This is a genomic window from Streptomyces sp. NPDC051320, from assembly GCF_040682175.1.
Lineage (GTDB): Bacteria > Actinomycetota > Actinomycetes > Streptomycetales > Streptomycetaceae > Streptomyces.
Genome location: NZ_JBFBAL010000005.1, coordinates 65,057 through 81,268 on the forward strand (window position 1 = coordinate 65,057; position 16,212 = coordinate 81,268).

Sequence of the window (16,212 nt, forward strand, 5' to 3'; positions counted from 1 at the left end):
CGGCGTGGACGGCGCCCCGGACGGCCGCCCGGCGCCGTACGGTCCGGATATGCGTGTACTCGTCACGGGAGGTGCGGGCTTCATCGGCTCGCACATCACCCGGGCCCTCACCGACCGCGGGCACTGCCCTGTCGTCATCGACGCCCTGCTGCCGTCCGCCCACCCCCGCCCCGAGCCGCCGCTGCCCGATGCCGAGTGGATTCACGCGGATGTGCGCGACGCCGATGCGGTGGCCGGTGCGCTGCGTGGCGTGGACGCGGTCTGCCACCAGGCGGCCATGGTCGGCCTCGGCAAGGACTTCGCGGACGCCCCCGACTACGTCAGCTGCAACGACCTGGGCACGGCGGTCCTGCTGGCCGCCATGACGACGGCGGGGGTCCGCGGTCTGGTGCTCGCCGGCTCGATGGTCGTCTACGGCGAGGGTCGCTACGACTGCCCGGCCCATGGCGAGGTCCGGCCCGGCCCGCGTGCGGAGGCCGACCTGGTGGCCGGGCGCTTCGAACCCCGCTGCCCGCGGTGCGGGGCCGACCTGCGCCCCGGCCTGGTCGCGGAGGACGCACCGGTCGATCCGCGCAATGTGTACGCGACCACCAAACTCGCCCAGGAACACCTGACCGCCTCCTGGGCCCGCGCCTCCGGCGGCCGGGCGGTCTCGTTGCGATACCACAATGTGTACGGCCCGGGGATGCCCAAGGACACTCCGTATGCGGGTGTGGCGTCGTTCTTCCGCTCGGCGCTCGCCCGCGGTGAGGCACCCAGGGTCTTCGAGGACGGCCGCCAGCGCCGGGACTTCGTCCATGTCCGGGATGTCGCCGCCGCTGACGTCCTGGCTCTGGAGACCCTGGCGGACCGCGAGCCGGCGGCCCTCACCGCCTACAACACCGGCAGCAACACGCCGCGCACGGTCGGCGAGATGGCGGGTGAACTGGCGCGGGCGTACGGCGGTCCGGCGCCGGTCGTCACCGGCGAGTACCGGCTGGGCGACGTCCGGCACATCACCGCCGACTCGCAGCGGCTGATGAACGACCTCGGCTGGAAGCCGGAGACGGGCTTCGCCGAGGGGATGGCCGAATTCGCTAGGAGCGGGCTGCGGGGAGAGTGACCTCGAAGCGGCAGCCACCGGTCACATTACGCACCGCGGCCCTTCCCGCGTGCGCCTCCACGATGCCCCGCACGATGGCCAGGCCGAGGCCTGCGCCCCCAGGGGGCGTGCGGGCGGCGGTGCCCCGCCAGCCGGTGTCGAAAACCCGTGGCAGATCGTCCTCGGGAATGCCACCGCAGCCATCGGTCACCGACAGCACCACCGAGTCGGCCAACTGCTCGGCAGCGACCGCAACCGTGCCGTCGGCCGGCGTCCGGTGGATGGCGTTGACCAGCAGATTGGCGAGCACTCTGGTCATCTCCTTGCCGTCCACCTCGACGGGCAGCGGCGCCACGCGGTCGCCGTCCAGCCGGACACCCAGTTCGCGAGCCAGTGGGCCGGCGCCGGCGAGAGCGTCCCCCACCAGGTCGTACACGGACATCCGGGTGGGCGTCAGCGTCAAAGCCCCGGCATGGATGCGCGACAGTTCGAACAGGTCACCGACCATGGTGTTCATCCGGTCCACCTCCGCGCGGATCTGCCGGAAGTAGCGTTCGGGTTCGTCGGCCACGCCGTCCTCCAGCGCCTCGGACATCGCCCGCAGCCCGGCCAGCGGGGTCCGCAGATCATGCGAGATCCAGGCCACCAGTTCCCGGCGCGACGTCTCGAGCGCCTGCTCCCGCCGACGGGACGCGGCGAGCTTCTCGCTGGTCGCGGCCAGCTCCCGGCCCAGCTCGGCCAGCTCGGCGGTGGGCGCGCCGCCCGGCGCGGCGAAGTCGCCACCGTCACCGAAGGTGCGCGCCGCCAGGGTGAGCGCCCTGCTTCCTGCGACGACCCACCGACCGAGCAGCAGCGCGGTCGCCAGCGACACCGCGGCGGCCATCGCGACGACCAGCGTCACCACCTTGAGGTCGTGCGGCGAAAGGAACATCGCCCAGGCAACCGCCAGCGTCCCGGCGAGCATCGCGGTCACCGCGACCGCCGAGATCACGGTGACCGACACCGCGACCGAGCGGTGCCGCAGCAGCCACAGCGCCACCGCGCCGAGCAGGCCGGCCGCGGCGGCTCCGAGGAAGGCGTACAGGGCGATCCACAGCACGTCGTTCACCGGGCGTCCGCTCCGTCCGCGGTGACGCCCGAAACCGCGTCGAACCGGTAGCCGACACCCCACACCGTCTGGATCAGCGTGGGCACCGCCGGATCGTCCTCGACCTTCCCGCGCAGCCGGCGCACATGGACCGTCACGGTCGACAGATCGCCGAACTCCCAGCCCCACACCTCGTGCATCAGCCGCTCCCGGCTGCAGGCCTGCCCCGGGTGTTCGACCAGATACGTCAGCAGGTCGAACTCCCGCAGCGTCAGCGCGAGTTCGCGGCCGTCCTTGGTAGCCCGCCGGGCCGCCGGGTCCACCGTGATGCCGGCCGCGCGCAGCTGCGGACCCGGCCGGTCATCGCTCACGGCGCTGCGGCGGAGCACCGATTCGACGCGCAGCACCAGCTCCCGGGGGCTGAACGGCTTGGTCACATAGTCGTCGGCGCCTATCTCGAGGCCCAGAATCCGGTCGTCCTCGTCGCCCCTGGCCGTCAGCATGATCACCGGCACCGGACCGGTGTCGCGCAGCGCCCTGCACACCTCCAGGCCGTCCATGCCGGGCAGCATCAGGTCGAGTACCACCAGGTCCGGCCTGCACCGTGCGGCGCACTCCAGGGCGGCGGGTCCGTCGGCCGCTCGATCGACGGCGTATCCGGCCCGGTCGAGATAGCCGGTGACGACTTCGGAGACGGTCGGGTCGTCGTCGACCACCAGTACACGGGGCGGGCGGAGGGCGGGGTGCGGGTTCTGCATGCACCCAGCCTGTCACCGAGTCGCCGCAAACGGCCCAGCGCTTCGGCACCGGGGTGCGGATGTCCGCGTTTCGTAAGGACAGGAAACCCCGCAGGCCACTTTCCGGTTCGTACGGTGAGGGACGTGACCGACCTCATCCCGACGACGGTGGACGTCGTCCTTCCCTGCCTCGACGAAGCGGCCGCGCTGCCCTGGGTGCTGGAACGCATTCCCACCGGATGGCGGGCCCTGGTGGTCGACAACGGTTCCACGGACGGCTCGGCCGCCCTCGCGGAGTCCCTCGGTGCCACCGTGGTGCGGGAGCCGCGGCGTGGCTTCGGCGCGGCCTGCCACGCGGGTCTGCTCGCCGCCACGGCGGACGTGGTGTGCTTCTGCGACTGTGACGCCTCGCTGGACCCCGGTCTGCTGCCCGCGCTGGTGCGCAGGGTGACGGACACGGAGGCCGATCTGGTGCTGGGCCGCAGGCGCCCCGCGCGACGCGGCGCCTGGCCGCTGCATGCCCGCGCCGGCAACCTCGCGCTGTCCCGGATGCTGCGGGCCCGGACCGGGCTCCGGCTGCGCGATCTCGGCCCGATGCGGGCGGCTCGCCGCACGGCGCTGCTCGGCCTCGGGCTCACCGATCGGCGCAGTGGCTATCCGCTGCAGATGGTCGTGCGGGCCGCCGATGCCGGCTGGCAGATCGTCGAACAGGACGTTCCCTACCTGCCGAGAACCGGGAAATCGAAGGTCACCGGCACCTGGCGAGGCACCTGGCAGGCCGTCGGCGACATGCGCGCGGTGCTCGCCGAAGGTGCTGTCGCCCGAGGCGCCGTCGCCGAAGGGGCGGTGCGATGACCACGCTGCTGGTGATCGCCAAGGAGCCCAGGCCCGGCCGGGTCAAAACCCGGCTCACGCCGCCCTACAGCCCGCTCGAGGCCGCCGCGCTCGCCGAGGCCGCGCTCGCCGACACCCTCGCGACGGTGGCCGGCTGCCCCGCGCAGCGCCGGATCCTGGTGCTGGACGGGGCGCCGGGGGAGTGGCTGCCGCCGGGTATCGAGGTGGCGCCGCAGTGCGCGGGAGGGCTCGACGAACGGCTCGCCGCGGCCTTCGCCCGCTGTACCGGACCGGCCCTGCTGATCGGCATGGACACCCCGCAGATCACGCCCGCCCTGCTCGCTCCGGCGCTCGGCCCGGACGCCTGGTCCGGCTGCGGCGCCTGGTTCGGACCGGCCGCGGACGGTGGGTTCTGGGCCCTCGGGCTTGCTGAGCCCAGGCCGGGACTGCTTCGCGGCGTCCCCATGTCGACACCGGTCACCGGCGCCGTGCAACGCGCCAGACTTACCGGTGCCGGACTCACCGTGCGCGATCTCCCCACCCTGCGGGACGTCGACACGGCGCACGACGTCCGGGAGGTGGCCGCGCTGATCCCGGACAGCAGATTCGCAGCCGCAGCCGCAGCCGCAGCCGCCGCTTCGCACCCTGCGGGCCGCGCATGACCGCGCCGGTACAGTCGCGCAGCTGGCAGGCCGATCCGTACACCGACGCGCTGCGCACCGGACGTGGCCCGCTCTTCCTGCGCAGGGATGACGGCTGGCTGCTGCCGCTGGACGTGGAACGCTGGTGTGCGGGCGCCGACCGCGCCGACATGTCGGTCCTCGGCCGGTGCGAGGGGACGGTGCTCGACATCGGTTGCGGACCCGGCCGGCTGGTCGCCGCCCTCGCCGCGCGCGGACACCGCGCCCTCGGCGTCGATGTGAGCCCCGCCGCCGTGGCCCGCACCGCCCGGGCCGGCGGACCCGCCCTGTGCCGTTCGGTCTTCGAACAGTTGCCGGGGGAGGGACGCTGGGGCACCGCGCTGCTCATCGACGGCAATATCGGCATCGGCGGCGATCCACCGGCCCTGCTCGCCCGCACCGCCCAACTCATCGCGCCCACCGGCCTCCTGCTGGCCGAGGCCGCCCCCGTGGAAGTAGACGAGTGCGTACGGGTCCGGGTCGACGACGGCAGGGGCGCCGCCGGAGCCGGCTTCCCGTGGGCGCGGGTGGGCGCGGGCGCCCTGATCCGCCATGCCCGCGGGGCCGGCTGGACACCGGAGCGGCAGTGGCGGGAGCAGGGCCGCTTCTTCGTCGCGCTGCGGAGGGCCGGCGTCCTGGTGCGTCAGGCGCGCGCCAACGCGGAAGCGGCTGCGGGCAGTTCACCTGCCTCGTGAACCGCACCGAGTGACGGATCGGTCCCACGGTCCGGATGCGGGCTTGCGTGGCGGGAGAAAGGCCTTACTGTGACGGTCTCGATCACTTCGCCGCATCGACGAGGAGTACCTCAGATGGCCTTGTTCGACCTTCCGCAGGATGAACTCCGCAGTTACCGGTCGCGGTCCGTGGAGCCCGAGGACTTCGACCAGTTCTGGGCGAAGACACTGGCCGAAACCCGGTCCCATGATCTTGACGCCCGGTTCGAGCCCGTCACCGGAACCGGACTGACCGCGGTGGACGTGTACGACGTGACGTTCGCCGGCTTCGGTGGTCACCCCGTCAAGGGCTGGTTCATACTCCCCGCCGGCACCGCCGAACCTCTCCCGGTCGTCGTGGAGTTCATCGGTTACGGCGGTGGGCGCGGTCTCCCGCACACCCATCTGCTCTGGCCCGCCGCCGGTTTCGCCCACTTCGTGATGGACACCCGCGGCCAGGGCAGCGGGTGGGGTGGCGGCGACACCCCGGACCCGGTCGGCAGCGGGCCTGCCTATCCGGGCTTCATGACCCGTGGCATCGAGGACCCCCACGCGTACTACTACCGCCGGGTCTTCGCCGACGCGGTGCGGGCCGTGGAGGCGGCCAGGTCGCACGAGTTGGTCGATGCCGCGCGCACCGCGGTGATCGGTGGCAGCCAGGGCGGCGGCATCACCATCGCCGTGGGCGGTCTGGTTCCCGGCCTCGCCGCGATCGCCCCCGATGTGCCGTTCCTCTGCGACTTCCCCCGGGCGACCACCCATACCAACCGCGCACCGTACCGGGAGATCGGCAGCTATCTCGGCACCCACCGGGGCAGGGACGCGGATGTGTACCGCACACTGGCCTACTTCGACGGGGTGCACTTCGCGGCCAGGGGGCGTGCCCCCGCGATGTTCTCGGTGGCGCTGGAGGATGAGACCTGCCCGCCGTCGACCGTGTTCGCCGCGTTCAACGCCTGGTCGGCCCAGGACAAGCAGATCGAGATCTACACGTTCAACGACCATGAGGGCGGTGGCCCCTTCCAGGAGGCCGCAAAGCTGCGCTGGCTGCCGGAACGGCTGACGGCAGGCTGAGCGAAGAACTCCGGCGACCCGCCTCCGGGAGGCCGGAACAGCCCCTGAAGCGGCCAAGTAGGGTCATCCGCATGACTGCCGCACACCCGGATCCCGGGACCCGGGACAGCCGGAGCGCCCTGCGGTACCTGTGGTGGCTGGTCACCCGCCAGCGTCGCAGGGGCCCTGCTCGGCAGCGGGTGCATGGTGCTGCTCACCCTGCCGCCCTACCTGCTCTCCCGCGCGATTGACGACGGCTTGCGGCCCGGTGGCTCGGGCGGGCTGCTGCGTTGGGTCGCGGCCCTCTTCGGCGTCGGCGTGCTGAACGCCTGGCTCGGCATCGTGCGGCATCGCACGATGACAAGTGGCGATGTGGCTTGCGCGCAGCCGTGCGAGAACGGGCTCCGAGACGGCCCGGTGCAGTTCCCGGTACTCGGCCAGCTTTTCCGGACGTACTCTGATCACCTGCGCGACCCGCTGCATGCGGCAGCCTCCTTGCTGATCGGATCGGTCGGCAGGCATCACATCACACACCGAGCGTGCTGGGCGGCCACGGACCGCCGCCCACCACGGACCGCCGCCCACCACGGACCGTCAGACCGAGCGGTGGTACTGCTGAGGTACCCGCACGTGACCGCCGAGTTCGCGGGCGGCGTGCCGGGCCCAGGAGGGGTCACGGAGCAGCTCGCGCCCGAGCAGCACCGCGTCCGCCTCGCCATTGGCCAGGATCTTCTCGGCCTGCTCCGTCTCGGTGATCATGCCGACCGCTGCCACCGGCAATGGCGTCTCGGCCTTGACGCGCGCGGCGAACGGCACCTGGTAGCCGGGGCCGGTCGGGATGCGTACCCGTGCCGCGTTACCTCCGGACGAGACGTCCAGCAGGTCGACGCCGTGCTCCTTGAGCAGCGGGGCGAGCCGAACCGTGTCGTCGGGTGTCCAGCCGCCGTCGTCGAGCCAGTCGGTGGCGGAGATGCGGAAGAACAGCGAAAGTTCCTCGGGCCAGACGTCCCGTACCGCGTCGACGACCTCCAAGGCGAACCGCGAGCGGTTCTCGAACGAGCCGCCGTACTCGTCGGTGCGGTGGTTGCTGTGCGGCGAGAGGAATTCGCCCACCAGGTAACCGTGCGCGCCGTGGATCTCGGCCACCCGGAAGCCCGCGTCCAGGGCCCGCCGAGCGGCATCGGCGAACTGGCCGACGATCTCCCTGATCCCGTCGGCCGTCAGTTCGTCGGGGACGTGGTGGCCCTCGTCGAAGGGAACCGCGCTGGGGGCGACCGGCTGCCAGCCGTCCTGGTCGGCGCTCACCGGACCGCCGCCGTTCCAGGGGCGGTCGGTGGACGCCTTGCGTCCGGCGTGCGCCAGTTGGATGCCCGCCACCGTGCCCTGGCCCTCGAGGAAGCCGGTGATCCGTCGGAACGCCTCGACCTGGGTGTCGTTCCAGATGCCGAGGTCCGCCGGGCTGATGCGGCCCTCCGGGCTGACGGCCGTGGCCTCGACGATGATCAGCCCGGTGCCACCGGCGGCGCGGGCCGCGTAGTGCGAGAAGTGCCAGTCGTTGGCGGCTCCCGTGTTCGGCCCCGAGGTGTCGGCCGAGTACTGGCACATGGGCGGCATCCACACCCGGTTGGGGATGGTCAGTGACCGCAGGGTGTACGGCTCGAAGAGGGCACTCACGATCGGGCTCCATTCGCAACGGTTACCGGGAACGTCTTGTACGATACGCATCGTAGTACGGGGAATGTCAAACTACGATGGTCCTCGTACAATGAGTGCTCAGTGACCGAACGACCCTCGAGGACCGTGTGAAGTGGAGCTGACGTGAGGAGCGCGACGAGCAGCCGTACCCTGGCTCACCCGAGCGGTGACGAGATCCGTCTCGCAGGGGTACTGCACGCCCTCGCCGACCCCATGCGGATGTGCGTCGTTCGTGAACTGGCCTCGGACGGGGGGGAGTTGGCGTGCTCGCGGTTCGACCTGCCGGTGACCAAGTCGACCAGTACCCACCACTTCAGGGTGTTGCGTGAGAGCGGCGTCATCCAGCAGATCTATCGGGGTACCGCGAAAATGAACAGGCTGCGCCGCGAAGATCTGGAAGCGCTGTTCCCCGGCCTGCTGGGGAGTGTGCTAGCGGCGGTCGAGCGGGAGTCCGGTCGCCTCGGCGGGAGCTGAACGGGCACGGGCTACGGCCGCGGAGGCGGACCGGCGAAGTCGTGCCGGGCGTCCCCGGGTGGTGGTCCCTCGTCCGGTGGCAGGCCCAGACCCCACTCCAGGCCGTACCGCTGGAAGAGTTCGCCGCGCAGCCGGGCCAGCGGCATCGGCGCCCCGGGCAGCAGTTGCGCGAAGACCGTGCCCATCAGCTGGGCGCGCAGCAGCAGATAGCCGGTGGCCGGATCGGGAGATCCGTAGCTCCGCACCGTCTCGTACAGCACCTGCGCGAGTCGCTGCTGCTCGGGGCACTGCACAAACCCCTGGGCCTGCAGAATCCCGGCCATATGGGTGCGCATCAGGACGGGATGGTCGGTGGCGAGCCCCAGAATCGCGTCGATCGCGCGGGCCAGCAGTTCCTGTCCGTCCTCGGTATGCGGCTCGCGCGCCAGGGCGGCGCTGAGCGTGCGGTGCATCAGCCGGTGCACCGCGGACTGCAGGAGTTGCCGTTTGCCGGGGAAGTAGTACGAGACCAGGCCTCGGGCCGAGCCGGCCCGATCGGCGATGTCCGCCAGCGTGGTTGCCTCGTAGCCGCGCTCGCCGACAAGATCCACTGTGGCCTGCAGGAGCCGCTCGCGGGAACGTCGCCGCAACTCCTCATTGACCGATGGGCTTCGCGGGGACATGCTTGACTCCTGCGTTGACTGGCTCTCAGCCAACTATACTCAGCGCATCCTGCACAGGGGGCCGTCGGGTCCGTTGTGCGGGGCTGCACCCGGACCGGGCGACGCGGGGGATCGTCCGGTTCGGGTGTTCTTCAGGTTTCCAGCGCCTGTAGGAACCGGCTCAGGAAGCACCTGCCCGGAACCGCTTTGGCTGGTGGTGACCAAGTCTGAGGGACGGCGCCTCTCATTCCGATTCGGGTGCTGCTTGAGGGATTTCGGGGAGATCTTCTTGCGCAGGGCCCCTGCGAGGGCGGGCCGGCTCGTACTCCCGACGATCCGCCACCGGCCGCATAGGTACCATCGACGGCCCCCACGACATGCCGCATGCGCCTCTACGCGGCGATCCGAGGATGCCGCAGCTCGTCGAGCCACACCTTGTGCGAGGGCCGCAGGCCATGCGGCACGAGATCCTCGAGCCCCGCGACCGCCCGAGCTGTACGCCCCCGCCGGAGGCGCCCCAGCCTGTCGACGGTCGGCGAACATCCATCGGCCATCGGCCGCCACACGTTCGTGTAGAACTGCGCCCCCGTGTCGAGCTTGCCGCCCTCCGGGGCGGCGAACCCCCACTCACGAAGCACGAGCGGGGTGAGCGCCGACACCCGCAATCGGACGGCCCGCTGAGTTGCGGTCACATCACCGGTTCGTACCGATCTCTGCGAGAAGTAAGCAAGCGTCCTGAGATGGTTGTACGTTCACCATCCCCCCACATAAGCATCACGAGAAGTCCGCGAGGGGAACCCCATGTCTCAGAACGAGCCGAACCAGCCTCAGCAGCCGCCCCAGTGGGGGCCCGAGTGGGGTCAGCCGCTGCCGAAGCCGGCCGCTGACCCGACGCGACGCCCGGGATGGGCGAGGAAGCGCATCGTCATACCCGCGGCCGCCGTGCTGTTCTTCGTCGGCGTCGGTATCGGCACCTCCGGTAGCAGCGACGACACGAAGACCGCGGCGAGCAGCAAGCCGGCCCCGGGTCCGACCGTGACAGCGACGGCCACCGTCACCGCGAAGCCCACCGAGCAGGCCGCGGCCAAGGCGAAGCCGGCGCCCACCGTGACCGTGACCGCCACGAAAACCGCCACGGCGAAGCCCAAGCCGAAGGCCAAGACCAAGCCGAAGGAGAGCTCTCCCGACGGCAAGGCCGTGTTCAAGGTATGGGGCAACGCCCCCGCCGGCGCCCTTGGGCCGATCGACATCACCTACGGCAGCGACTCCGAGAACATCCAGGGCCACGGCGTGCCGATGACGAAAACCCTGACCGTCGACGCGGACGCCATGTACTACAACGTCACCGCGCAGCTGCAGGGCAGCGGAGACATCCACTGCTCAGTCACCATCGACGGCACGACCAAGACCGGGCACGCGCAGGGCGGCTACAACATCTGCAGTGCCCAGCTGTCCGGCGGGCTGTTCGGCGGCTGGGAGTAACCACCTCCCGGAAGACCGGCCCTGCTGCGACCCCCGCGCGGCAGGGCCTGCCGATGAGAGGACCAGCCCATGCACCGCGTCCGGTACGGTGGCTCGTCTGCCCGGGCCCGCCGGTAGCCGCTGATCGGCCGCCGGCTCACCGGGCGGCACTCACCCGATCAGCGCGAGAACGGGCCGCAGCCCGTCGGGGCGTTCCGCGGCCATCAGATGGTCCACGAAGTGGACGGCGCATCCCAGATCCGCCGCGCCGCCGTCGGCGCGCCGGTCGTCCCCCACCATGAGGACATCGCCTGGGTCCTGTCCCACCGCCTCGCACGCGATACGGAAGATCCGCGCGTCGGGCTTCTGGACGCCGTGCTCGTACGAGAGGACGTAGTCGTCCACCAGGCCGTCGAGGCCATGGGCGCGGAAGACCGGCCGCAGATCCCACCCGATGTTGCTCAGCACGCACACGCCGATGCCGCGGCGGCGCAGCCCCTCCAGCACCTCCACGGCGTCCGGGTACGGGCGCCAGGCAGCCGGCGTCATGTGGCGGTCGTACAGCGCCTCGTAGAGCCCGGCGTCCGGCAGCGCCACCTGCCGCGCCAGACCGGTGTACGCCGCGCGATGCTGCTCCGCGCTCTTGTCGCGGGCTGCCCACAGGGCGGTGAGGTGGCTGGGCACCTGCTGCGGAGGCGGGCCGCCGGGGAGGGCGCCGGACCACGTCAACTCCCTTTCGCAACGCGTGAATTCGGCATCGCTCAGGGAAATGCCCGCATGGTCGACGACGGCCCGGAGCCAGGTCCCCACCGGCTCGATCCGGCAGAGTGTTCCTGAGAAGTCGAAGAGCACAGCCTTGATCGTCATACCGGCATTCTTCCTCATGTGCGCGGGCTGTCCGGGCCCTTTCCGGGCGTTATCCGAGCGCGCGCAGACCGGGTACGAACGCCACCAGCAGCGGTACCGCCGGGACCAGCGCGGCGGCCGCGGTGAGCCGTAGCCTGCGGCCGGCGGTCAGTCGCGGCGCGGCACTGAGCAGCCGGTCGACGCGCCGCGGAAGCTGGGCGTCAGGCGTCGGACAGGGGCCGAACACCCCGCGATGCTCGTTGAGTTCGACGAGCGCCAGGGCTATGGTCAGCCGCCCGAACCGACGCGATGCCACGTCGTCGGCGGCGAGCTCCACCAGCCGGTGCATCTCCTGGCGGAACGCGGCGAACACCGGGACCTGGGGGAACCCGGTCGCGAGCGCCGCTGAGCAGTGCAGCAGCCAGTCGTGTCTGGCCCGTGCATGGCCCTGCTCGTGGGCGAGCACGGCATCCAGCTGCCGTCCCTTCAGTCGCCGCAGGGCCGCCGTGGTGATCACCAGCTGAGGGTGGGTACCTCGCTGCCACCAGGCGTCGGGACGCTCGCCCTCGATCACCACGAGACGCTCACCGTCGGGTTCCTCACCGGGCAACACCGGGGAGCGCACCAGGAGTTCCTTACGGCTCTGCCGGCGCCTGGCCCTCGCCCGGTGGATCTCCCGGGTGAGCATGGCAGCCGTCCAGATGCCGCAGGCCGCGAGAACCATCGAGGTCGCCGCCGACCACTGGGCGTAGGTACCCAGGGCATAGGCCTCCACGACGGCGTGCGGCGCCGGCGCGAAGACATTGCCCCGTACCAGCTGCCAGGCCGCGGCCGCGCTGAACGTCATGGCGAGCGCGAAACACAGCAGCACGGCGGCCACGACGCACTGCCACACCCAGAGTGCCACCACCGGCTCCCGCTCCGGCCACTGGGCGCGCGCCAGAAGCCGCGGAGCCGCGACAGCGGCCACGGCTCCGAGGAGCAACAGCGCTAGGGAGACCACCATGGGCGTCAGCTTATGAGCGTGGCGGGGCCCCGGGTATGGTCCGGCTTCTCAAGTGATGTATGACACGGTCGTGATCGACGGGTTCAGAGCGTCAGCAGCATCGCGAACATCGCGATGCCCATGGAGAGCCGGCAAGCCAGCGTCAGCTCCGGCCGGGCGCCCCAGCCCGGCGCGGCGGCGCCGGCCGCCCCGCCCGTCGGTCCTGCCGTGCCTCCTGCCGCGACCGGCGTCGGCACGGGTATCAGGGTGGCGCCGGTCCGCAGCACATATCCGGCGTAGTACGCCAGCAGCACCCCGGTGATCAGCGGAACCCCGCCGGCCGCCTGTTCCATGTGGCCCGTTCGCATGCCGCCGGAGGCCATCGGGACCGCCATGTACACCATGGCCAGGGTTCCCACCAGATGGTGCAGATGGTGAGCCGCGGTGCGTGCCGACCACAGGGCGCGCAGCGCACCGCAGCCGAACACCACCGCGAGCACCGTCCACCCCCAGGCCGGGAGGGTGACCACCGCGGCGGGCAGCGCCATGACGGCCATGCCGAACCCCATCAACGCCTCACCTCCGGCCGATGTGCGGGCCGTCTCCGAGTCGCTGCGCATGCGCGCCAGGCAGTAGGCGCCGGTCGCTGTGCTCAACACCACCAGCAACCAGCCGGACATCGCGGGTCCGTGCACGGATCTTCTCCCCCGTTGGCTCCTCGACTCCGCCGGTCGGGACCGGCCCGGGCGGTACGCCGCCCCCGGGCATCGATTCCCGTACCGGCCGAAGCGCACGCAAGCGCAGAGGGGTACAGGGGGAGCGCGACCCGGCGCGTTGCTGCCGCGCGTTACTGTCTGGGGAATCTTCGGCCCACCTCCGACGGGAGACCTCACCTCATGGACACCGCCCCCGACCGGCTCACTTTCCGGGATGCCGCCGAGTCCGACGTACCGGCGCTGGTCACGCTGATCGAGTCGGCCTACCGCGGGGACGCCAGCCGCGGCGGCTGGACCACGGAGGCGGACATTCTGGAGGGCCAGCGCACCGACCCGGAAGGGGTGCGCGCCGTCATAGCCGCCTCCGGTAGCCGACTGCTCGTGGTGGAACGCGACGGCCGGCCGCTCGCCTGCTGCCAGCTGGAGCACCGGGGCACGGCTGCCTACTTCGGCATGTTCGCGGTGAGCCCCGGCTACCAGGGCGAGGGCCTCGGCAAGCAGATCATCGCCGAGGCCGAGCGCACGGTGCGCGCGGACTGGGGGGTCCACGAGATGCACATGACGGTGATCTCGGTACGGAACGATCTGATCGCCTGGTACGAGCGACGCGGCTACCGCCGCACGGGCCGGATGACACCCTTTCCGTACGGCGACGAACGCTTCGGCATACCGCTCCGTGACGATTTGCAGTTCGAATTGCTGATCAAGCGGCTCGAAACGGTCCCCGAATCGCAGTGAGCGCGCCGGATCCCCGCGGTGGCCGGTGAGCGCGGCCGCGCGGCCGTCCGTGCCGGCTACGCGGTGAACCGCCCGGTGCGGCGGATCTCCGGATAGTCGGTCGTCGCCCCGTCCAGGTCCAGCGCCCGGACCAGCCGCAGATGGTCCTGCGTGTTCACCACCCAGCCCAGGACCTTCAGCCCCTCCGCGTGCGCCCGCTCCACGGTCTCCAGGGTCAGCCTGCGGATGTTGAGTGCCACCGTCGCCGCGCCGACCGCCTTTGCGCGGTCCACCACATCGGCTCCCCACCGGCTCGCGATCAGAGCGGTCCGCACCCCCGGAACCAGTGAGGTGATCTCGGCGATCGCTTCGTCGTGGAACGACGACACCTCTACCCGGCCGACCAGATCCCGCCGCCGCATCACCTCGGCGAGTGCTCGGGCCGCTGCCGCGTCCTTGATCTCCGCCTGAAGCGGTGAGCGCACCGCATCGAGGACCTCCTCGAAGACGGGCACCCGTTGGCCCTGGCCGGCGTCGAGTTCACGTAGTTCGCCGAGTGTCTTGTCAGCGATGGCTCCCTTGCCGTCGGTCGTACGGTCCACTTCGGTGTCGTGCATGACGACCAGCGAACCGTCCTTGCTCAGATGCAGATCGAGTTCGATGGCGTCCATGCCCGACTGTTCCGCGCGCACGAAGGATCGCAGGGTGTTCTCCGGCTCGACGCCCATGACCCCGCGATGTCCGATGATGAGGAGACTCAAGGTTCTCTCGCTTCCGTCGATGGCGGCTCTCGCGGCATAGCTACCCACATGACGGGGTCGCAGCCCAGGAGTCCACCCCGACGACCGACCCCTGCTTGCGTTCCCGTGGTGCCGTATCCCGCGGTTGACGGCGGGCGGGCGACGAGAAGTGTAGTGCGTGGAGATCCCAGAAGTGGGTAGATGGCGCAGTCGATACGGTGGTTGACAGGAAGAATCGCTGCGATCAAGGGCCTTCGGCAGGATAATTTACAGAAGGGCCCCTTGAAGGGGTGATCCTGGCAGCGATACGGTGTCCCGACGCTAGGTTCTCCTGTGGAGGAAGTGACATGACGGAAATTCTTGTGCAGGACGCAGTGGGCGGCGCCATATCCGGCGCTCGGCGCGTGGTCGAGCATCCGGCTTGGCCGGTGCTCAAGAACGCCGTCGAGGAGATCCGGCCCTGGCAGTCCAAGGACGGTTCCATTGACTTCGACGCTGATGCGGCCCCTTCCCGTGCCACCGCGGAAGCCGCCGTCGGCCGGGTCGTCGACGCGGTGCGAGAACTTTCTCCGCTGCTGCCGCACGACGCCGCCTACCACCGAGCCCTGGTCACAGACCTCCGCAAGTGGGCTTCCGGGGGCTTCGGCGTGCCCGACTTCCTGGACTCCCTGCTGGCCTTCCATCCGGCGAACCAGCGAGCTGACGGCCTGCAGCACCTGGTCGTCTTCGCGATGTACACGCAGAACGGCAACCCGGACCGCAATCTCGAAGCGGTCGTGCTGCGCATGGTCTGGCCCGAGTGGCTCTCCGAGCTCGAGGCGACCCGTTACGACAACCCGCTGTTCTGCGGCATCACCTTCGAGGACTTCACCGCCGGCTACGACACCAACTCCGCGGTGCTCTTCCCGGAGACCATCGCGGTCCGTGAAGCCCCCGACCGCTTCACCTGGGGCGGCATCTTCTGTGACCGCGAGGCCGCCCGTTTCCGTACCGTCACCGAGGCGGCCGTGGACATCCTGCGGGTCGAACTCCCCGACGACATCCGGGACATGGTCGGCGACCAGGAGCGCTGCCAGCAGGCGTTCGTACTGTGGGACATGATCCATGACCGGACCCACAGCCACGGGGACCTACCGTTCGACCCGTTCATGATCAAACAGCGCCAGCCGTTCTGGATGTACGGCCTGGAGGAACTGCGCTGCGACCTCACCGCGTTCCGGGAGGCCGTTCAGCTCGAGGCCGACGGTTTCGCGCAGGGCCGCGACGTCCAGTACGCAGTGCTGTTCGACCGGATGTTCCGCTTCCCGGTGACCGGCGAGCGGGTACGCAACTACGACGGTCTCGGCGGCCAGCTGCTGTTCGCCTACCTCCACCAGCATGACGTGGTGCGCTGGACCGACAGCACATTGAAGATCGACTGGGATCTCGCCCCGCAGGTCACCAACCAGCTCTGTGCCGAGATCGAGGCGCTGTACCGGGCCGGCATCGACCGCCCCAAGCTGGTGCACTGGTTCGCGGCCTACGACCTGGTCTCCCGCTATCTCTCCCCGCACCCCGGCTCCCGCTGGGCCAAGGGCCCGGACGCCCTGGATCTCAGTCAGCCGCCGCGTAAACTGGTGGACGACGTGCTTCCGGACGAGTTTCCGCTCAGCATGTTCTACGAGGCGCTCTCCAAGAAGCTGAAGAATGTGGTTGCCTCCACCAAGGGCATCACGGCGGCGGGCGGCCCCGAGCGAGCTGCCGCGTGAGTGC

At 70.7% G+C, this 16,212-nt stretch carries 18 protein-coding genes and 2 pseudogenes; 10 read left to right on the plus strand and 10 right to left on the minus strand.

Annotation, left to right across the window (positions count from 1 at the left end; all coding sequences use genetic code 11):
• Window positions 1-49 precede the first annotated feature (49 nt).
• Entirely contained in the window at window positions 50-1,102 is a 1,053-nt protein-coding gene (locus AB0M87_RS13005; protein ID WP_365852017.1) for an NAD-dependent epimerase/dehydratase family protein, read from the plus strand.
• On the opposite strand, the gene AB0M87_RS13010 is transcribed toward AB0M87_RS13005, so the two are convergent.
• Together AB0M87_RS13010 and AB0M87_RS13015 are read right to left on the minus strand one after the other, a co-directional pair.
• Window positions 1,077-2,189, minus strand: a complete 1,113-nt coding sequence (locus AB0M87_RS13010) for a HAMP domain-containing sensor histidine kinase (RefSeq protein ID WP_365852018.1) — start codon at window positions 2,187-2,189, stop codon at window positions 1,077-1,079. The two genes, AB0M87_RS13005 and AB0M87_RS13010, sit on opposite strands and share 26 nt — an antisense overlap.
• Window positions 2,186-2,926: a response regulator transcription factor gene (locus AB0M87_RS13015; protein WP_365852019.1), complete on the minus strand. Its 741-nt coding sequence runs from the start codon at window positions 2,924-2,926 to the stop codon at window positions 2,186-2,188. The genes AB0M87_RS13010 and AB0M87_RS13015 overlap by 4 nt, the downstream gene beginning before the upstream one ends.
• 114 nt (window positions 2,927-3,040) lie before the next feature.
• Between AB0M87_RS13015 and AB0M87_RS13020 the strand changes: the two genes are divergently transcribed.
• From AB0M87_RS13020 to AB0M87_RS13040, 5 genes and pseudogenes are all read left to right on the plus strand, one after another.
• Window positions 3,041-3,760: a glycosyltransferase family 2 protein gene (locus AB0M87_RS13020; protein WP_365852020.1), complete on the plus strand. Its 720-nt coding sequence runs from the start codon at window positions 3,041-3,043 to the stop codon at window positions 3,758-3,760.
• Window positions 3,757-4,401, plus strand: a complete 645-nt coding sequence (locus AB0M87_RS13025; protein WP_365852021.1) for a DUF2064 domain-containing protein — start codon at window positions 3,757-3,759, stop codon at window positions 4,399-4,401. The genes AB0M87_RS13020 and AB0M87_RS13025 overlap by 4 nt, the downstream gene beginning before the upstream one ends.
• Window positions 4,398-5,114 (plus strand): class I SAM-dependent methyltransferase, encoded by a 717-nt coding sequence (locus AB0M87_RS13030; protein ID WP_365852022.1) that lies wholly within the window; start codon window positions 4,398-4,400, stop codon window positions 5,112-5,114. Before AB0M87_RS13025 ends, AB0M87_RS13030 begins: the two co-directional genes overlap by 4 nt.
• Window positions 5,115-5,228: 114 nt before the next feature.
• Entirely contained in the window at window positions 5,229-6,206 is a 978-nt protein-coding gene (locus AB0M87_RS13035) for an acetylxylan esterase (protein ID WP_365852023.1), read from the plus strand.
• A 71-nt stretch (window positions 6,207-6,277) separates the two neighbouring features.
• Window positions 6,278-6,548, plus strand: a pseudogene (locus tag AB0M87_RS13040) (ABC transporter ATP-binding protein); the annotation flags it as partial.
• Window positions 6,549-6,563: 15 nt separating this feature from the next.
• Here AB0M87_RS13040 and AB0M87_RS13045 read toward each other — a convergent pair.
• Both AB0M87_RS13045 and AB0M87_RS13050 read right to left on the minus strand, forming a co-directional pair.
• Window positions 6,564-6,707: pseudogene (locus AB0M87_RS13045) on the minus strand (L-rhamnose mutarotase); the annotation flags it as partial.
• 72 nt (window positions 6,708-6,779) lie between these two features.
• Window positions 6,780-7,859, minus strand: coding sequence for an NADH:flavin oxidoreductase/NADH oxidase (locus AB0M87_RS13050; RefSeq protein WP_365852024.1), 1,080 nt, complete (start codon window positions 7,857-7,859; stop codon window positions 6,780-6,782).
• Window positions 7,860-8,003: 144 nt separating this feature from the next.
• On the opposite strand from AB0M87_RS13050, the gene AB0M87_RS13055 reads away from it, so the two are divergent.
• Entirely contained in the window at window positions 8,004-8,354 is a 351-nt protein-coding gene (locus AB0M87_RS13055; protein ID WP_365852025.1) for a transcriptional regulator, read from the plus strand.
• A gap of 11 nt (window positions 8,355-8,365) precedes the next feature.
• Here AB0M87_RS13055 and AB0M87_RS13060 read toward each other — a convergent pair whose 3' ends face one another.
• On the minus strand, window positions 8,366-9,016 hold the full coding sequence (locus AB0M87_RS13060; RefSeq protein WP_365852026.1) for a helix-turn-helix domain-containing protein: 651 nt from the start codon (window positions 9,014-9,016) through the stop codon (window positions 8,366-8,368).
• Window positions 9,017-9,387: 371 nt separating this feature from the next.
• Window positions 9,388-9,687 carry a hypothetical protein gene (locus tag AB0M87_RS13065; protein ID WP_365852028.1) on the minus strand — a complete coding sequence of 100 codons (300 nt, stop codon included), beginning with the start codon at window positions 9,685-9,687 and terminating at the stop codon, window positions 9,388-9,390.
• 109 nt (window positions 9,688-9,796) lie between these two features.
• Between AB0M87_RS13065 and AB0M87_RS13070 the strand changes: the two genes are divergently transcribed.
• Window positions 9,797-10,477 carry a hypothetical protein gene (locus AB0M87_RS13070; protein WP_365852030.1) on the plus strand — a complete coding sequence of 227 codons (681 nt, stop codon included), beginning with the start codon at window positions 9,797-9,799 and terminating at the stop codon, window positions 10,475-10,477.
• Window positions 10,478-10,627: 150 nt separating this feature from the next.
• Here the strand turns inward: AB0M87_RS13070 and AB0M87_RS13075 are convergent, their stop codons facing one another.
• The 3 genes from AB0M87_RS13075 to AB0M87_RS13085 all read right to left on the minus strand — a co-directional run bounded on the left by AB0M87_RS13075 (window position 10,628) and on the right by AB0M87_RS13085 (window position 12,982).
• Complete coding sequence (locus AB0M87_RS13075) at window positions 10,628-11,323, minus strand: HAD-IA family hydrolase (RefSeq protein WP_365852032.1); 696 nt, start codon at window positions 11,321-11,323, stop codon at window positions 10,628-10,630.
• A gap of 49 nt (window positions 11,324-11,372) precedes the next feature.
• Window positions 11,373-12,308 carry a M56 family metallopeptidase gene (locus AB0M87_RS13080; RefSeq protein WP_365852034.1) on the minus strand — a complete coding sequence of 312 codons (936 nt, stop codon included), beginning with the start codon at window positions 12,306-12,308 and terminating at the stop codon, window positions 11,373-11,375.
• An 83-nt stretch (window positions 12,309-12,391) separates the two neighbouring features.
• Window positions 12,392-12,982, minus strand: coding sequence for a DUF5134 domain-containing protein (locus AB0M87_RS13085; protein ID WP_365852036.1), 591 nt, complete (start codon window positions 12,980-12,982; stop codon window positions 12,392-12,394).
• A 201-nt stretch (window positions 12,983-13,183) separates the two neighbouring features.
• Here AB0M87_RS13085 and AB0M87_RS13090 point away from each other — a divergent pair, with 201 nt between their 5' ends.
• Complete coding sequence (locus tag AB0M87_RS13090) at window positions 13,184-13,741, plus strand: GNAT family N-acetyltransferase (protein WP_365852038.1); 558 nt, start codon at window positions 13,184-13,186, stop codon at window positions 13,739-13,741.
• Window positions 13,742-13,797: 56 nt separating this feature from the next.
• On the opposite strand, the gene AB0M87_RS13095 is transcribed toward AB0M87_RS13090, so the two are convergent.
• Window positions 13,798-14,448, minus strand: coding sequence for a glycerophosphodiester phosphodiesterase family protein (locus AB0M87_RS13095; RefSeq protein WP_365852655.1), 651 nt, complete (start codon window positions 14,446-14,448; stop codon window positions 13,798-13,800).
• Between the two features lie 359 nt (window positions 14,449-14,807).
• Here AB0M87_RS13095 and AB0M87_RS13100 point away from each other — a divergent pair, with 359 nt between their 5' ends.
• Window positions 14,808-16,208, plus strand: a complete 1,401-nt coding sequence (locus AB0M87_RS13100; RefSeq protein ID WP_365852040.1) for a DUF6421 family protein — start codon at window positions 14,808-14,810, stop codon at window positions 16,206-16,208.
• The last annotated feature ends 4 nt before the right edge of the window (window positions 16,209-16,212 follow it).